Genomic DNA, 13,830 nt, shown 5'->3' on the forward strand with positions numbered 1-13,830 from the left:
TGCGGTCACGACGCGGCCGCCAGGATCTCCCGGGCCACCGTCTCCCAGGCCGTCGACAGCGGGTCGACCGGGGCGAAGTGGTCGTGGCCGGGCAGCTCGACCAGCCGCGCCGACGGGTGCCGGTCGAGGTAGGAGCGGGAGACCGGCAGCGGGACGTTGGCGTCGGCGTCGCCGTGCAGGATCGTCACCGGCCCGGGCGGCGTCGGACCCGCAGCCGGGTCCAGGTCGGTACGTCCGGACGCCGGACCGCCGAGAAAGGCGCGGACGGCGCCGTCGCCCAGGTTCTCCGCGTCGGCCAGCCCCAGGTCCGCGACCGGGGCGATCGGCAGCGTCGCCCGTACCAGCGACGGCTCGGCGGCCGCGGCGTGCAGCACGAGGTGCCCGCCCGCGGAGTGCCCCACCGTGACGACCGGACCGGCGACGGCGTGCGCGGCCCGCAGGCCGGCGAGCACGTCGGCGACCGTCGCGTCCGGGTCGCCGGGGACACGCCGGTACTCCAGCGAGGCCACCGGAAGTCCCCGTGCGTGCAGCGCGGCCGCCATCGACCGCACGTACACCCGGTCGACCCGGGGCCGCCAGAACCCGCCGTGCACCAGCACGACCAGCGGCCGTCCCGGCCCGCCGTCGGGCCACAGGTCCATGACCTGGTCGGGGTGGTCGCCTACGGCGACGGTGCGGGGTGGCTCGGGGGCGGGGCGGGACAGGACCGGTCCGTTCACGTCCGGTGGTCTAGCACGGATCACCCCGCCGGGCGCCCCGTGGCGGCCCGCCGGCGCCCGGTCCGGACCAGCTCCAGCACCGCGACCGCCGCCACCGGGACCAGCACCGCAGCCGTCCACTGCGGACCGGTCAGCGGGGTCAGGCGCAGCGTCTCCCGGAGCACCGGCACCGTCATGAGGACGGCCACCGCCACCGCGGTCACCACCGTCCACCACGGCAGGAACCGGTTCGCGAGCAGCCCGGACCGCAGCACGGACGTCCGCTCGGTGCGCATCACCCAGGCCAGCGCCACGTGCCCGGACAGCCACCCCACGAACGCGACCGTCTGCGAGGCGGTCACCAGGTACAGCCCGCCGACCGCGACGGACAACGCCGCGGCCCCGGCGGCGAGGTCGCCGAGCAGGGCCCGGTCCAGGAAGCGCGCGCCGGCGTCCCGCGGGGGCCGGGACATCGCGTCGCGCTCGGCGGGCTCGGCGGCGAAGGTCGCGCTCCCCGCGATGTCCATGAACATCTCCAGCACCACGATCTGGATCGGGGTGAACGGCACCGCCATCCCGGCGAGCACCCCGGTGGCGACGGTCGCGACCAGGCCTGCCTTGCAGGCCAGGTAGTACGCGACGCCCTTGCGGAGGTTCCCGTGCAGGGTGCGGCCCTCGCGCAGCGCCCGGGTGAGGGTGGAGACGTCGTCGTCGGCGAGCACCAGGCCGGCCGCCTCGCGGGCCACGTCGGTGCCCGAGGAGCCCATGGCGACGCCGACGTCGGCCCGGGCCAGCGCGGGGGCGTCGTTCACGCCGTCCCCGGTCACCGCCACCACCTCGCCGCCGGCCTGCAGGGCGGTGACCAGGCGCAGCTTGTGCGCCGGGGTGACCCGGGCGAACACCGGGGTGGAGGCGACGGCGAGCGCCAGGGTCGCGTCGTCGAGCCCGTCGAGGTCGCGGCCGGTCAGCACCGGGTCGGGGTCGATGCCGACCTCCGCGGCGACGGCCCGGGCGCAGGCGGGGTGGTCACCGGTCACCATCACCACCCGCACCCCGGCCCGGCGCGCGGCGGCCACGGCCTCGGCGGCACCGGGGCGCGGCGGGTCCGACAGCGCCACCAGACCGGCGAGGACGAGGTCGCGCTCGGCGTCGTCGACGGTCGCCGGGACCCGCGACACGGGCCTGCTCGCCACCGCGATCACCCGCAGGCCGCCCGCGGCGAGCACGGCGACCCGGCCCGCCGTCTCCGGCGACGGCGCACCGCAGCGGGCCAGTACCGACTCCGGCGAGCCGGTGGTCACCACCGTGGCGGTGCCCGACGTCCCGGCGGGCAGGACGACCGTCATCGTCTCCCGGGCGGGATCGAACGGGAACCGCGCGACCGGCTCGGCGGGGGTCGGCAGTCCCCGGTCGCGGGCCGCGACCAGGAACGCGACGTCGGTCGGGTCACCGGACCAGCCGCCGTCGGGCTCGGGGGCGGTCTCGGTGCAGGCCGCGCCGAGTGCGAGCAGGGTGTCGCCGTCGACGCCCGCGACCGGCTCGACCCGGGCGACGGTCATCACGTTACGGGTGAGCGTCCCGGTCTTGTCCGTGGCGAGCACCGTCACCAGCCCCAGCGCCTCCGCCGCGTGCAGCCGCCGGACCAGCCCGCGGCGTCGCGACAGCCGGTACGCACCCAGCCCGAGCACCAGGCTCACGATGAGCGGCAGCTCCTCCGGGACGGTCGCGAAGGCCAGCGTGAGACCGGTCAGCACCATCTCCCGCCACGGCTGCCCGGTCAGCACCCCGACCAGTGGGACGAGCACGCTGAACGCGATCGCCAGCGTCGCGAGGGCGCCGGCGAGTTCGCGCATGCCCTGCTGCAGCGCGGTCCGCGGTGGCCGCGCGGCGACGACCAGCCCGGTCAGCGTGCCGAGCTCGGTGGCCGTCCCCGTCGCGACGACGACGCCACGGGCCCGCCCGGCGACGACCGTCGTCCCGGCGAACACGAGATTCGTGCGGTCGGCCAGGGCGGTGTCACCGGAGAGCACCCGGGCGGCGTCCTTGGGTGCGGCGACGGGTTCGCCGGTGAGGGCGGACTCGTCGACGCGCAGCCCCCAGGTCTCGACCAGCCGCAGGTCGGCGGGGACCCGCGTGCCCGCGGCCAGCGGCACGAGGTCGCCGGGCACCACGTCCCGGACCCCGACCGAGACGGTGCTCCCCCCGCGCACCACCGGCGTCGTCGGCGCGGTCAGCTCGCCCAGCGAGGCGATCACGGCCTTCGCCCGGAACTCGGCGAACACCTCGAACCCGACGACCGCGGCGATGATCACGACGACCGCGGCGGTGTCGGCCGGCCCGCCCCAGACGCCGTAGAACACCGCGATCGCGGCGAGCAGCAGCATCATCGGCTCGGTGACCTCGTCGGCCAGCACACGCAGGAAGGTCACCCGGCGCGGGACGACCCACCGGTTGGGGCCGTACCGCGCCCGCCGGGCGGCGGCCTCGGCGCGGGTCAGGCCGTGGACGGCGTCGGTGCCGAGGGTCTCGACGACCGCCGCACCGGTCGTGGCGTGCGCCGGGGCGGTCACCGGACCGCCGTGCTCATCCCGTGCTCATCCCGCACTCGTCCGCCGGCTCATCCGGTGCGGGGCGGCAGGTCGGGGGCCACGCCCTCGGCGCGGTAGACGGCGGCGGTGAAGGCGTCGAGCGCGCGCCGGCAGCGTTCGAGCAGGGCCTCCGCGTCCTTGCCGCGCTCGTCGGGGAAGAAGTCCCGGGACGCGATCGTGGCCAGCCAGCGGGTGAGGCGCTCGAGGTCCTGCTCGTTCTCCTCCAGCCCGGCGAAGGAGTAGTTGTCCCGCGCGGACTCCTTGTCCAGCTCGGCCAGCAGCGCGTCGCCGCGCTCGGTGAACTCGGCGAACTCCTTGCCGCGCTCGGCACGGATCCGGGTCACGATCCCGTCGTCGGCCGCACCCGGGGCGACGTCGAGGGCGAAGGCGGTACCGCCCGACTCCCGGACGTAGGTGGCCAGTCCCGCCAGGAACGTGCGGTGCTCGTCGGTCGCGGGCAGCACCCAGGCGCCGTTCTGCAGGCCGACCGCACCCGCGGCGCGAGCCCGGCGCCACAGCGTGACCCGGGGGCTCGAGGGCGAGGCGGGCAGCTGCGCGAGCAGCAGGACCCAGCCACCGGACGGGGCGTCGGTCATGCCGGGGACGCTACCGGCCGCCCCGGTGGTGCAACAGGTGTTTCGTCCGCCGGCCCGGCAGCCGGCGTCCGCGAGGCGCGATCGCGAACCGGCGCGGGCGCCGCATCCCGCCGGGTGGCACACCACGACCCCGGGACCGGCCCCGACGGGTTCACCGCGTACCCCTGTCGTGCCGCGGGTACGGCAGGCTGGACCCATGCCCGCCCCCGCCCCCGCCCACCGTCTCGGCCTCGGTCTGGCCGCGATCGCCCGTCCCGCCTACATCACCTCCGGTCGCGCCGGTGAGCTCGGGGACGACCGCGACGTCGCCACCCTGCGCGACCGCTCCCGCGCCCTGCTCGACGCCGCGTACGCCGCGGGCGTGCGCTACGTCGACGTCGCCCGCTCCTACGGCCGCGCCGAGGAGTTCCTCGCCGCCTGGCTCGCCGACCGGCCCGGGGTCACCGGCGGCGGGGACCCGGTCGAGATCGGCTCGAAGTGGGGCTACCGCTACGTGGGCGGGTGGCGCACCGAGGCCGACACCCACGAGGTCAAGGACCATTCGCTCGACGCCTTCACCGAGCAGTACGCGTCGACCCACGAGCTGCTCGGCGACCACCTCGGGATCTACCACGTGCACTCGGCCACCCTCGACACCGGCGTCCTCGACGACGTGCGGGTGCACCGCGCGATGGCCCACCTGCGCGACCGGGGGGTCCGGGTCGGCATCTCCACCTCCGGGCCCGCGCAGGCCGACGCCGTGCGCCGGGCGCTGGAGGTGCGGGTGGACGGCGAACCGCTGTTCACCTCGTTCCAGAGCACCTGGAACCCCCTGGAACCCTCGGCCGGTCCGGCGCTCGCCGAGGCGGCCGACGCCGGGGCCCGGGTGATCGTGAAGGAGGTCTTCGCGAACGGCAGGCTCGCCCCCGGCGGCGAGGACGGCACCGACGGTGCCCGCGCGGCCGCCGCGCTGGCGGTGCGGACCGGGGTGCCGCTGGACCGGATCGCCGTCGCGGCGGCGCTGGCGAACCCGTGGGCGTGGCGGGTGCTGCTCGGGCCCGTCGGGACCGGGCAGCTCGCGTCGAACCTCGCGGGCGCGGAGCTCACGCTGCCCGCGGACGCGGTCGACGAGCTCGCCACGCTGGCCGAACCGGCCGAGCGGTACTGGGCGACCCGCTCGGCGCGGCCCTGGAGCTGCCCCTGCGTTTCCCGGCGGACGTACGCTCGTTTACCTTCCAGCCACCTCGCGGCCCCGTCGACGTCGCCCGCCGACGTCGCGCGGCCGCGCGGTGAGGAGGAGGGGACATGACCGCCCAGGACCATCTCGACCGGGGCCGCGGCGCCCAGGGTCGCGGCGCGCACAGCGCCGACGACGACCCGGCCACGGTCGTCTTCCCACGCTTCGCCGAGGAGCCGGACGCCACCGCCGGACCGCCCCCGCGGCGACATCCGGTAGCGCGACCCCGGCCCGTCCGGAGCCGTCGCCGCAGGCCCAGCCCGCCGCGCCCGGCGCGCCGCACCTGGCGCTCCTGCGCCGCGGGCCGGTCGTCGGCACCGCCGCCGCGATCGTGGCCGTGCTGGCGCTGGCGCACTACGGTGCCGCCGTCTACGGCATCGGACGGCCCGGGTTCGAGATCCCGGCCCCGATCCGCCTGGGCACCGAGCTGAACGTCTCGACCTGGTTCAGCTCCGCGATGCATCTGACCAACGCCGCGCTCCTCGCGCTGATCGCGGCGAACTCGGTGCGCCGGGAGCGGTGGCGCTGGATCCTGCTCAGCCTGTCCTGCGCGGTCGTCGCGATGGACGAGACCGCCGCCAACCACGAGCAGGTCGGCTGGATCATCCACACCACGTTCGGGACCAGCGGGTTCCTGACCTACGCCTGGATCATCCCGGCCGTGGCGCTGGTCGCGGTCGTCGCCGCGCTGTGCCTGCCGATGGTGCTGCGCCGGCCGGGTGCCCACCTCGTCGTCGCGGGGGCGGCGGTGTTCCTGTTCGGGGCGGTCGGGCTGGAGTCGGCGGGGGGCGCCCTGTTCGAGTAGACCGGTGACGTGCAGTCCTTCACCTACAACGTCCTCGCCGGCACCGAGGAGACCCTCGAGATGGTCGGTCTGGTCATCGCCATGGCCGGGCTGCTCCGGATGGCGGGTGGCAGCGGCCTGCGGATCGCCGGCGCCGGGTTCGTCGACCGGTCGCGCTGACCCTCCCGCACACGACGACCACACGACGACGGGGCCCCGGATCACCGGGGCCCCGTCGTCGTGCGCGCGTGGCGGTCAGCCCACCCGCGAGTGCTCCTTCTCCTCGGCCAGGCGCAGCACCAGGTCCGCGCGCCCGGACCCGATGTCCAGTGCGGACCGCAGCCGGGGCAGCGCGTGGTCGGTGATCCGGCTGCGCAGCGCGGCGAGGTCGGTGCCGTCGTCCGCGGTCACGTCGAGGTGGATCTCCGGGCGGCGCCGGTCCCCGACGAGCGCGGCGGCGGCGCGCTGGACGCCGTCGTAGCTCTCGATGTCGGCCGCCAGTGCATCGGCGGCGTGGTCGGAGTGGATCCGGGTCGTGCCGGCGTCGCGGCCCGCGACCTGCGCCGACGGCAGGGTCCAGGCCGAGGTGCGCGGCCTGCGCCGGGCCTGGGCGAGTAGCCAGCGCAACGCCAGCAGCCCGACGACGACGGCGACGGCGAGGGTCACCCACGGCGCCCACCCGGGCAGCGTCAGGCCGGCCGGGAGCAGCGGGACTGAGGGGTCGATCCCCGGGAGGAGCTGTCGCAGCACGCCGGTGCCGAACAACAGCCCGAACACGCCCGCGGCGAGCAGGACGAGACCGATCAGGAACAGCAGGGTCCGGTTGAGCCGGGCCGGTGGGGTCGCGCTGGCCATCACGCCTCCTGCTGCTTCGTGCCGGTCACGGACACCGTGACCTTCGGGGTGCGGGCCGGCCCGACCGCGTCGAGCCGCTCGGCCACGGCGGTGCGGACCCGGTCGCGCAGGTCCGACGGGTCGCCGAACGCCGCGTGGGCGGTGACGGCGGCACGCCGGCCGGTGCTCTTCACCGACACCTTGGTGACGCCGTCGACGCCGGTGGCGGCGTCGGCCAGCGCCCGGTTCAGGCTGCGCCGGGTGATGCCGGAGTCGAGGTGCTCGGCACCGTCCGCGGGGGTCAGCGGGAACACGGTCGGGGTGCCGGGTCGCAGTGCGACCACGACGAGGACCAGCCCGACCAGTGCGACCAGGCCGGACACGACGAGCACGGGCACGTCGGCACCGGTGAACCCGGCGACGGCGGAGCCCAGCGCACCGAAGTCGACGATCGGCTGCTGCCCGAGGAGCAGCTGCACGACCGCGACCGCGACGACGACGCAGAGCGCGAGCAGGACCAGGGCGACGAGGCCCGCGGCGAGGGACTTGCGGGGGCGGCGGATCATTCGAGCTCCCTCCCGGTCTGCCGGGCCGCGCCCGGGACGGTGAGCGCGGTGACGACGACGTCGACCCGTGCGACGGACAACCCGGTCAGCGCCTCGACCTGCCGCACGACGTGCGCGCGGGCGCGGTCGCAGACCGCGGCCACCGGGGACGGGTAGGCGACGGAGATCCGCGCGTCGATCCGCGTCGACCGTCCGGAGACGGTCGCCTCGACGCGGGGGTGGCCCGCGGAGTCGGCACGGCCGAGCATCCGCCCGACGGTGCCTGCGGTGCCGCCGACGCCCTCGGTCTCCTCCAGGGCCCCGAGCGCGATCTTCTGCACGACCTGGTCGGCGACGTCGACCCGGCCGCGGTCCTCCGCGGCCGTGCCGGCGGCGCCGGGGCCCGTGCCGGTGTCGATCGTGCGGGTCGGGGTGTCGTCCGGCGGGGGAGGGGCGGCCCTGGTGGCCCGGATCGTGTCCGGGTCACCGGTCGCCGTCCCCGTCGGTCCGGCGGTGTTCACCGGGTTCACCGGACCTTGTCGCGGCCGCGCCCGGACAGCCCCGACCGCTCGGAGAGCTCGGACAGGTCGAGGTCGCCGTCGAGCCAGCGACCGACGCCGAGGCCGATCGCGCCGAGGATCAGGGCGAGCACGAAGCCGCCGAAGCCGCCGACGATGCCGGCGATGGCCAGGAGGAGACCGGCGAGCAGACCGATCTGGGTGTTGGTGGACAGGGACATCACAGTCACGTCCTTCGGGACGAGGAGGTACCGGACGTCCGGGTGGTACGGACGGGCGTCCGGGCGGGTCAGGGGGTGGCCGCGGGAGGGGCCGGGAGCTCGCCGGTGGCGGGGGTCGAGTCCGACGGCCGGATCGGCGTCGTCTCGGACGGGCCGGCGTAGTCGCCGACCACCACGTCCACCCGTGCGCCCCCGACGACCGGGAGCAGCGCGGTGCGGACCTGGCGGTCGATCTCGGCCACGGGGGCCGGGTAACGGCCGACCACATGGACCTCGACGGCCGGGGCCGCCGGGTCCACGCGGATGCCGCTCACCCGGCGTCCGGGCAGGTAGGTCGCGATCTCACCGAACCGGCCGCCGTGCAGCTGGGCCACTCCGGGGCAGCCCAGGACCGCGCCGGCGACCCGGTCGGTGTCGATCGCTCCCGTGGCGACGGATCCGTCGCCACCCGCGGCGGTGCGGGCGCTCACGCCACCCGCGAGGTGGACTCGATCTTCTTCGGCTCGTCGTCCTTGCCGTCGTCGTCGGACGGCAGGTGGACGTCGTCGACCGAGATGTTGACCTCGACGACCTCGAGCCCGGTCATCCGCTCCAGGGCGGAGATGACGTTGCGACGGACGGCCTTCGCCAGGTCGGCGATGGAGACGCCGTACTCGACGACGACGTTGATGTCGACAGCGGCCTGCTTCTCGCCGACCTCGACCGACACGCCCTGCGAGGCGTTGGTGGTGCCGCCCGGGATGCGCTCGCGGAGCGCACCGAACGCACGGGCGGCGCCGCCGAGCGCGTGGATGCCGCTGACCTCGCGGGCGGCCAGGCCGGCGATCTTCGAGACGACCGTCTCGGCGATGCGGGTGCTGCCGTGCTCGGACTGCAGCGCCGACGGGGTGCCGGTGACGGCCGGGGTCTTGGTCTCGGTGGTGCTCATGTGCGCCTCCAGGTCGTGGCCCGGTACCGGGCCTCACAGTGGCCGGATCGGGGGCCGGTTCGTACCGGTTGTGCCCTCTCGATCCGCTCGACACACATGGGAGTCCGGGAGGTGGCGCATCCTCACGCACGACTTCGGGTGGCCGTCGTCACAGCACGGCGCCGGCGACGGGCCGCCGACCTGCACGGATGCGCGTTGACCTGCGACGGGGGCGTTCCGCGGGGTCCGCGCGCCCCGGGTTTGCGATCACACGTTCGGATGATCATCGGACGGGGCTCTCAGGCGGGCGGGAGGCCGATCGTCCAGCCGGTGACGTCGCGCAGCGCCACCTGCCAGCAGGCCGGCTCGACGTAGTTCGGCCCGCCCGCGGCGGTCGGGACCACCAGCGCGTCGGTGAAGTAGATCCAGTGGATGTCCTTCACCGGGACGTCCCGGCCGGGTCGTTCGTCCCCGCGGCCGTCGGCCATCTCGTCGAACATGTCGGCCATCGACGCCGCGGACTCGTTGCCCGGGTCGCCCGCGGTGAGCCGGCGCAGCTGGTCCCCGAGCCCGCGGAGCCAGGCCGACGGGTGCACGGCGTTGCCGAACACCAGCCCGGCCGGGGTGGCGACGGTGAGCGGGACGCTGTTGCGCTCGTCGCGGTAGGCGATCGACAGCACCGCCTGGAGGTAGCTCGGAGCGCTCAGCTCGGGGATCGTGACCACGCGCTGGGCGTCGGCCATCCCGGCGGGCCCGTCGGATTCGACCGTCATGGACCCGGACGGTAGCCAGGATACGGCCGGTCACGACAGGTCCACGTCGCCCTGACGAGAACGACCGGACGGTCCAGCGGGCGCACCGCCACCCGGCGCAGCAGCTCCCTCAGGAACGGCGTGCGCGCGCTGCGACGTCCGGCTGCGGGAGTCGCGGTGCCGGCACCACGACCTCGGGGCGGACGACGACGTCGAACCGCGCCCCGGCACCGTCGGGGCCGACGCCGTCGACGGACCGGTGCGTCCGCATCGTCGTCCCGTGCGCGGCGGCTTTGGCGGCGAGCGTCTCGTGCACCCGGTCGGCCGTGCCGGCCTGTCCGAACGCCCCGCGGTAGTGGTAGGCCAGCAGCATCCCGCCCGGGCGCAGGCGGTCCAGCAGGGTGGTCAGGCCGACCCGCAGCGTCACCGGCTCCCAGTAGTACAGGACGTCCGAGCAGACGATCAGGTCGAAGTCGCCCTCGGGCATCTCGTGCGGGAGCGTGCGACGGACGAAGGTCCCCGACGGCACCCGGGCGGCGGCCCGCTCGACGGCGGCGGCACAGATGTCCACCCCGAGCAGCGCCGCGGTGTGGCCGGCGAGGCGTACCGACAGGTCGCCCTCACCGCAGCCGACCTCCAGCACCCGGTCGAAGCGGCGCCCGGCGAGCGTGTCCATGATCGTGCCGTACTTCTGCTGCTCGTAGGCCGACAGGCCGATCGAGTACGGGGCGGGGCTGCGGTAGAGCCGGTCGTGCGTGCGCCGCCCCCAGCCCGGCTGCCAGAGCCACGTCTGACCGGTCCAGCGCGGGGCCCCGGACTCGCGGCCGAGCCGGGCCAGCCCGCGCACCGGTGCCGCGGCGGCCCGCGCGCCCCCGCTCAGGGAGAGCCGGGCGACCCGCCGGGCGTGGTCGATCGGCGTGCGACGGGCGGGGTGGCTCTCGGCCATCGGGCACTCCCAGGGACGGACGGGTGGTACGCCCGGTGTGTCGCGTACCGGCGGTCCGTGCGTTACGCAGGAGGCCCTGGCGACCCTCGATGTGGTGACGCCGTGAGGCGCGCCGCGGTCTCCTCCGAGGCCTTCACGACCTGCACCTGGTCGCCGATCTGCAGGTAGTTGAAGTACGCCTTGGCCTCGTCCGGCGGGACGTGGATGCAGCCGGCCGAGGACCGGTTCGGGTCGCCGCTGTGGAAGGCGATGCCGCCGTCGTTGAAGAACACCGACCAGGGCATGGGCGCCGGGTCGCCGTTGGGCAGCCGCGACTCCTCGCTCTTGTGGGTCGCGTCCTTGCGGTAGACGCGCAGCGAGTGGCCGACCGGGGTCTCCTGGCCGTTGCCGCCCGAGGAGATGCCGATCGGGCCGCGGATCACCTTGCCGTCCTGGATGAGCCAGGACCGCTGCGAGTCCAGGTCGACGCAGGCCTTGGCGGTGACCGAGCACGGGGTGCCCGGCACGAGCGGCTGCGTGCGCGCCTGCTCGGCGGCGGGGGACCCGGCCAGTGCCGTCCCGGCGACGGCGACACCCGCGACGGTGGCCAGTCCGAGGCCCAGTGCGACGAGGCGGCGGGGCCGCTGCCGGACGGTGTCCATGGGGTGCTCCTGTTCGTCCGCGCCGCCCGGGGGAGACGACGCCACGTGATCGTTCCGTCACGGTGGGAGACGCGTGGGGAGCGCTCGGGTTGCGTGACGAAAAGTTCGACCGTGCGCGGCCAGTCTGCACCCCGGCCCCGGCCGGGCCGGACGCGGTGCGCTCCCGTCCCGATCACCCGGAAGGACCGTCTCGGTACCGATGTCCGGTCCGCCCTGCTGCGTCCGGCCCGGCCCGCACACGACGATGCCGGCGACCCGTGGGGTCGCCGGCATCGTCGGGGTCGGGCGGGGTCAGTGCGGGGTGACCTCGCCCATCTCGACCCAGGCGTCCTTGCCGTCCTCGCTCTGGAAGTTGATGAGCGGCTTCTCCGGCACGACCGAGCCCATGAAGTCGAAGAACTTCTGCGCGTGCTCGGTCTTGACGTGGGCGTCGCCGGCCGCGCTGTCCCGGAAGACCTCGACGATGACGAACTCGTTCTGCTTCTCGGCGTTCTCGTAGTAGTCGAAGGAGATGTTGCCCGGCTCGGAGCTCACGTCCTTCGTGTACTGCGAGATGCCGGACAGCCACTCCTCGCGCTTGTCCGGGCGGATCTGGGCCTTGAGCACGATGAGGATCACGTGAGCCTCCGGTTCACTGTCGTCGGGAACGTCGCGGGGGATCGTTCCACGGATCGTGGTGGCGCGGGCGTCTCGAAGTGGGACGCCGCGGGGTTGACGGACGGGCTCAGCCGAAGGTCGCGGTGTCGATCACGAAGCGGTAGCGCACGTCGCCCTTCACGACCCGCTCCCACGCCTCGTCGACCTGGTCGCAGGAGATCGTCTCGATGTCGGCGCCGAGACCGTGCTGGGCGCAGAAGTCCAGCATCTCCTGCGTCTCGCGGATACCGCCGATCTTCGAGCCGGACAGGCTCTTGCGGCCCGCGACCAGGGAGAAGCCGTGGTACGAGAGCTTCTCCTCCGGCACGCCGACGTTCACCATCGACCCGTCCAGCTTCAGCAGGCCCAGGTAGTCGTCGACCGGGATGACCGCGGCGACGGTGTTGACGACGAGGTCGAAGCGCCCGGCCAGCTCGGTGAAGGTCGTCTCGTCCTCGGTCGCGTAGTAGTGGTCGGCCCCGAGCCGCCTTCCGTCCTCCTCCTTGGACAGCGTGCGGGACAGGACCGTCACCTCGGCACCCATCGCCTTGGCGATCTTGACGCCCATGTGGCCGAGGCCGCCCATGCCGACGATGGCGACCCGGCTGCCGGGCCCGGCGTTCCAGTGGTTCAGGGGCGAGTAGAGCGTGATGCCGGCGCACAGCAGCGGCGCGGCGACGTCGAGCTCGACGCCCTCCGGGATCCGCAGCACGTAGTTCTCGTCGACGACCACCTGCGTGGAGTAGCCGCCGTAGGTGGGCTCGCCGTCGTAGTCCGTGGCGTTGTAGGTCTGCACCTCGCCCTTCAGGCAGTACTGCCCCTCGCCCGCCCGGCAGTTCTCGCACTCGCGGCAGGAGTCGACGAAGCAGCCGACGCCGACGCGGTCGCCCACGGCGTGGCGGGTGACCTCGGTGCCGACCGCCGACACGACGCCGGCGATCTCGTGGCCGGGGACCATCGGGTAGATGCCCTCGCCCCACTCGTCGCGAGCCTGGTGGATGTCGGAGTGGCAGATCCCGGCGTACCGGATGTCGATGACGACGTCGTGCGGCTTCGGGTCGCGGCGGGTGACGGTGCCGCGCTCGAACGGCTTGTTCGGGCCGGCGGTGGTCATGGCGGGCACGGTCGTGGGCACGTTTCCTCCTGGTCGGCGTCGTGGGGACGCCGTGTCTCGGACGGCCGGGCACCGGGGCCACGGCGGGGACGGGCGGCCGTCCGGCCGCCGCATCACCGCATGGCTACCCGTTGATGGTTGTGCACAATGCATCGGCGGGCTGTGGCGCGCGTCTCCGGCTCGGGAGGGGTGCCCGGCCGCGCTCCCGTGCCACGACCGCCCTCGCTCCGGGGGCGGGGGCGACCGGGCGGGCCGTCCCCCGCCGAGGCCCTACGCTGGCCCGATGCTTCCGCGGCTCGGGCTCGCCGAGTGGGTCGTGCTGGCCGTGGCCGGTGAGCGCCCGGTGCACGGTTTCGCCGTCGCTGCGCTCACCGCCGCCGACGGCGAGCTGGGGCGGGTCTGGCAGATCCCCCGCCCGGTCGTCTACCGGGCGATCGGGCGGCTGGTGGACGCCGGCCTGATCACCGCGGAGGCGGTCGAGACGCGGGGCGGCCCGCCCCGCACTCTCTACGCCGCCACCCCGGCCGGCCGCGGGCACGTCGAGGTCTGGCTGGGCACCCCGGTCCCGCACGTGCGGGATCTGCGCTCGGAGTTCCTGCTCAAGCTGGCGGTGCTGCACCGGCACGGCCGGGACGCGACCGGGCTGGTCGACGCCCAGCGCCGTGAGCTGGCCCCGATCGTCGCGGCGCTGCGGACGGAGCAGGACCGGGCGACGGGCGCGCGGGACGGCGGGGTCGACGAGTTCGACCGGATGCTCGCCGCCTGGCGGCGCACCTCGGCCGAAGCGGCGCTGGTGTTCCTCGACGAGCTCTGACTTGCCCTCCCGAAACGGAT

18 protein-coding genes are annotated in these 13,830 nt (G+C 75.0%); 4 read left to right on the plus strand and 14 right to left on the minus strand.

All coding sequences use genetic code 11. The annotated features are described in order from the left end of the window. Positions 1–5: 5 nt before the first annotated feature. The 3 genes from KPF47_RS06950 to KPF47_RS06960 are packed head-to-tail and all read right to left on the minus strand — an operon-like array spanning position 6 to position 3,882. Positions 6–719 (minus strand): S9 family peptidase, encoded by a 714-nt coding sequence (locus KPF47_RS06950; protein ID WP_224387697.1) that lies wholly within the window; start codon positions 717–719, stop codon positions 6–8. A gap of 20 nt (positions 720–739) precedes the next feature. Continuing rightward, positions 740–3,268 carry a cation-transporting P-type ATPase gene (locus tag KPF47_RS06955; RefSeq protein ID WP_224387698.1) on the minus strand — a complete coding sequence of 843 codons (2,529 nt, stop codon included), beginning with the start codon at positions 3,266–3,268 and terminating at the stop codon, positions 740–742. 47 nt (positions 3,269–3,315) lie between these two features. Beyond that, complete coding sequence (locus tag KPF47_RS06960) at positions 3,316–3,882, minus strand: Chromate resistance protein ChrB (RefSeq protein ID WP_224387699.1); 567 nt, start codon at positions 3,880–3,882, stop codon at positions 3,316–3,318. 196 nt (positions 3,883–4,078) lie between these two features. On the opposite strand from KPF47_RS06960, the gene KPF47_RS06965 reads away from it, so the two are divergent. The 3 genes from KPF47_RS06965 to KPF47_RS06975 all read left to right on the plus strand — a co-directional run bounded on the left by KPF47_RS06965 (position 4,079) and on the right by KPF47_RS06975 (position 6,062). After that, a complete protein-coding gene (locus tag KPF47_RS06965) occupies positions 4,079–5,170 on the plus strand; it encodes an aldo/keto reductase (RefSeq protein ID WP_224387700.1) in 1,092 nt (363 codons plus the stop codon). A gap of 265 nt (positions 5,171–5,435) precedes the next feature. Next, complete coding sequence (locus tag KPF47_RS06970) at positions 5,436–5,903, plus strand: hypothetical protein (RefSeq protein ID WP_224387701.1); 468 nt, start codon at positions 5,436–5,438, stop codon at positions 5,901–5,903. 9 nt (positions 5,904–5,912) lie between these two features. After that, positions 5,913–6,062, plus strand: a complete 150-nt coding sequence (locus KPF47_RS06975) for a hypothetical protein (RefSeq protein WP_224387702.1) — start codon at positions 5,913–5,915, stop codon at positions 6,060–6,062. A 75-nt stretch (positions 6,063–6,137) separates the two neighbouring features. Here the strand turns inward: KPF47_RS06975 and KPF47_RS06980 are convergent, their stop codons facing one another. The 11 genes from KPF47_RS06980 to KPF47_RS07030 form a co-directional block, all read right to left on the minus strand. Then, positions 6,138–6,737 carry an alkaline shock response membrane anchor protein AmaP gene (locus KPF47_RS06980; RefSeq protein WP_224387703.1) on the minus strand — a complete coding sequence of 200 codons (600 nt, stop codon included), beginning with the start codon at positions 6,735–6,737 and terminating at the stop codon, positions 6,138–6,140. Further along, positions 6,737–7,282, minus strand: coding sequence for a DUF6286 domain-containing protein (locus tag KPF47_RS06985; RefSeq protein WP_224387704.1), 546 nt, complete (start codon positions 7,280–7,282; stop codon positions 6,737–6,739). Before KPF47_RS06985 ends, KPF47_RS06980 begins: the two co-directional genes overlap by 1 nt. Next, positions 7,279–7,782 carry an Asp23/Gls24 family envelope stress response protein gene (locus KPF47_RS06990; RefSeq protein ID WP_224387705.1) on the minus strand — a complete coding sequence of 168 codons (504 nt, stop codon included), beginning with the start codon at positions 7,780–7,782 and terminating at the stop codon, positions 7,279–7,281. The genes KPF47_RS06985 and KPF47_RS06990 overlap by 4 nt, the downstream gene beginning before the upstream one ends. Before the next feature lie 5 nt (positions 7,783–7,787). After that, positions 7,788–8,000, minus strand: a complete 213-nt coding sequence (locus KPF47_RS06995; RefSeq protein ID WP_224387706.1) for a hypothetical protein — start codon at positions 7,998–8,000, stop codon at positions 7,788–7,790. A gap of 68 nt (positions 8,001–8,068) precedes the next feature. Then, complete coding sequence (locus KPF47_RS07000; RefSeq protein ID WP_224387707.1) at positions 8,069–8,470, minus strand: hypothetical protein; 402 nt, start codon at positions 8,468–8,470, stop codon at positions 8,069–8,071. Continuing rightward, entirely contained in the window at positions 8,467–8,928 is a 462-nt protein-coding gene (locus tag KPF47_RS07005) for an Asp23/Gls24 family envelope stress response protein (protein WP_224387708.1), read from the minus strand. Before KPF47_RS07005 ends, KPF47_RS07000 begins: the two co-directional genes overlap by 4 nt. Before the next feature lie 278 nt (positions 8,929–9,206). Continuing rightward, positions 9,207–9,680 (minus strand): hypothetical protein, encoded by a 474-nt coding sequence (locus KPF47_RS07010; RefSeq protein WP_224387709.1) that lies wholly within the window; start codon positions 9,678–9,680, stop codon positions 9,207–9,209. 109 nt (positions 9,681–9,789) lie between these two features. Then, on the minus strand, positions 9,790–10,605 hold the full coding sequence (locus KPF47_RS07015; protein WP_224387710.1) for a trans-aconitate 2-methyltransferase: 816 nt from the start codon (positions 10,603–10,605) through the stop codon (positions 9,790–9,792). A gap of 62 nt (positions 10,606–10,667) precedes the next feature. Next, positions 10,668–11,246: a L,D-transpeptidase gene (locus tag KPF47_RS07020; protein WP_224387711.1), complete on the minus strand. Its 579-nt coding sequence runs from the start codon at positions 11,244–11,246 to the stop codon at positions 10,668–10,670. Between the two features lie 291 nt (positions 11,247–11,537). Then, positions 11,538–11,864: a putative quinol monooxygenase gene (locus KPF47_RS07025; protein ID WP_224387712.1), complete on the minus strand. Its 327-nt coding sequence runs from the start codon at positions 11,862–11,864 to the stop codon at positions 11,538–11,540. 106 nt (positions 11,865–11,970) lie between these two features. Then, entirely contained in the window at positions 11,971–13,017 is a 1,047-nt protein-coding gene (locus KPF47_RS07030; protein WP_374108804.1) for an NAD(P)-dependent alcohol dehydrogenase, read from the minus strand. Between the two features lie 262 nt (positions 13,018–13,279). Between KPF47_RS07030 and KPF47_RS07035 the strand changes: the two genes are divergently transcribed. Next, a complete protein-coding gene (locus tag KPF47_RS07035; RefSeq protein ID WP_224387713.1) occupies positions 13,280–13,810 on the plus strand; it encodes a PadR family transcriptional regulator in 531 nt (176 codons plus the stop codon). The last annotated feature ends 20 nt before the right edge of the window (positions 13,811–13,830 follow it).

This window comes from Pseudonocardia sp. ICBG1293 (assembly GCF_020131355.1).
In the GTDB taxonomy this organism is placed as follows: domain Bacteria; phylum Actinomycetota; class Actinomycetes; order Mycobacteriales; family Pseudonocardiaceae; genus Pseudonocardia.

Bases quoted from the DNA above. Each gene is read 5' to 3' on its own strand.
- KPF47_RS06995 (WP_224387706.1), bottom strand. From the start codon at position 8,000: ATGTCCCTGTCCACCAACACCCAGATCGGTCTGCTCGCCGGTCTCCTC.
- KPF47_RS06965 (WP_224387700.1), top strand. From the start codon at position 4,079: ATGCCCGCCCCCGCCCCCGCCCACCGTCTCGGCCTCGGTCTGGCCGCG.
- KPF47_RS06980 (WP_224387703.1), bottom strand. From the start codon at position 6,737: ATGGCCAGCGCGACCCCACCGGCCCGGCTCAACCGGACCCTGCTGTTC.
- KPF47_RS07020 (WP_224387711.1), bottom strand. From the start codon at position 11,246: ATGGACACCGTCCGGCAGCGGCCCCGCCGCCTCGTCGCACTGGGCCTC.
- KPF47_RS07010 (WP_224387709.1), bottom strand. From the start codon at position 9,680: ATGACGGTCGAATCCGACGGGCCCGCCGGGATGGCCGACGCCCAGCGC.
- KPF47_RS07005 (WP_224387708.1), bottom strand. From the start codon at position 8,928: ATGAGCACCACCGAGACCAAGACCCCGGCCGTCACCGGCACCCCGTCG.
- KPF47_RS06985 (WP_224387704.1), bottom strand. From the start codon at position 7,282: ATGATCCGCCGCCCCCGCAAGTCCCTCGCCGCGGGCCTCGTCGCCCTG.
- KPF47_RS07015 (WP_224387710.1), bottom strand. From the start codon at position 10,605: ATGGCCGAGAGCCACCCCGCCCGTCGCACGCCGATCGACCACGCCCGG.
- KPF47_RS07035 (WP_224387713.1), top strand. From the start codon at position 13,280: ATGCTTCCGCGGCTCGGGCTCGCCGAGTGGGTCGTGCTGGCCGTGGCC.
- KPF47_RS06960 (WP_224387699.1), bottom strand. From the start codon at position 3,882: ATGACCGACGCCCCGTCCGGTGGCTGGGTCCTGCTGCTCGCGCAGCTG.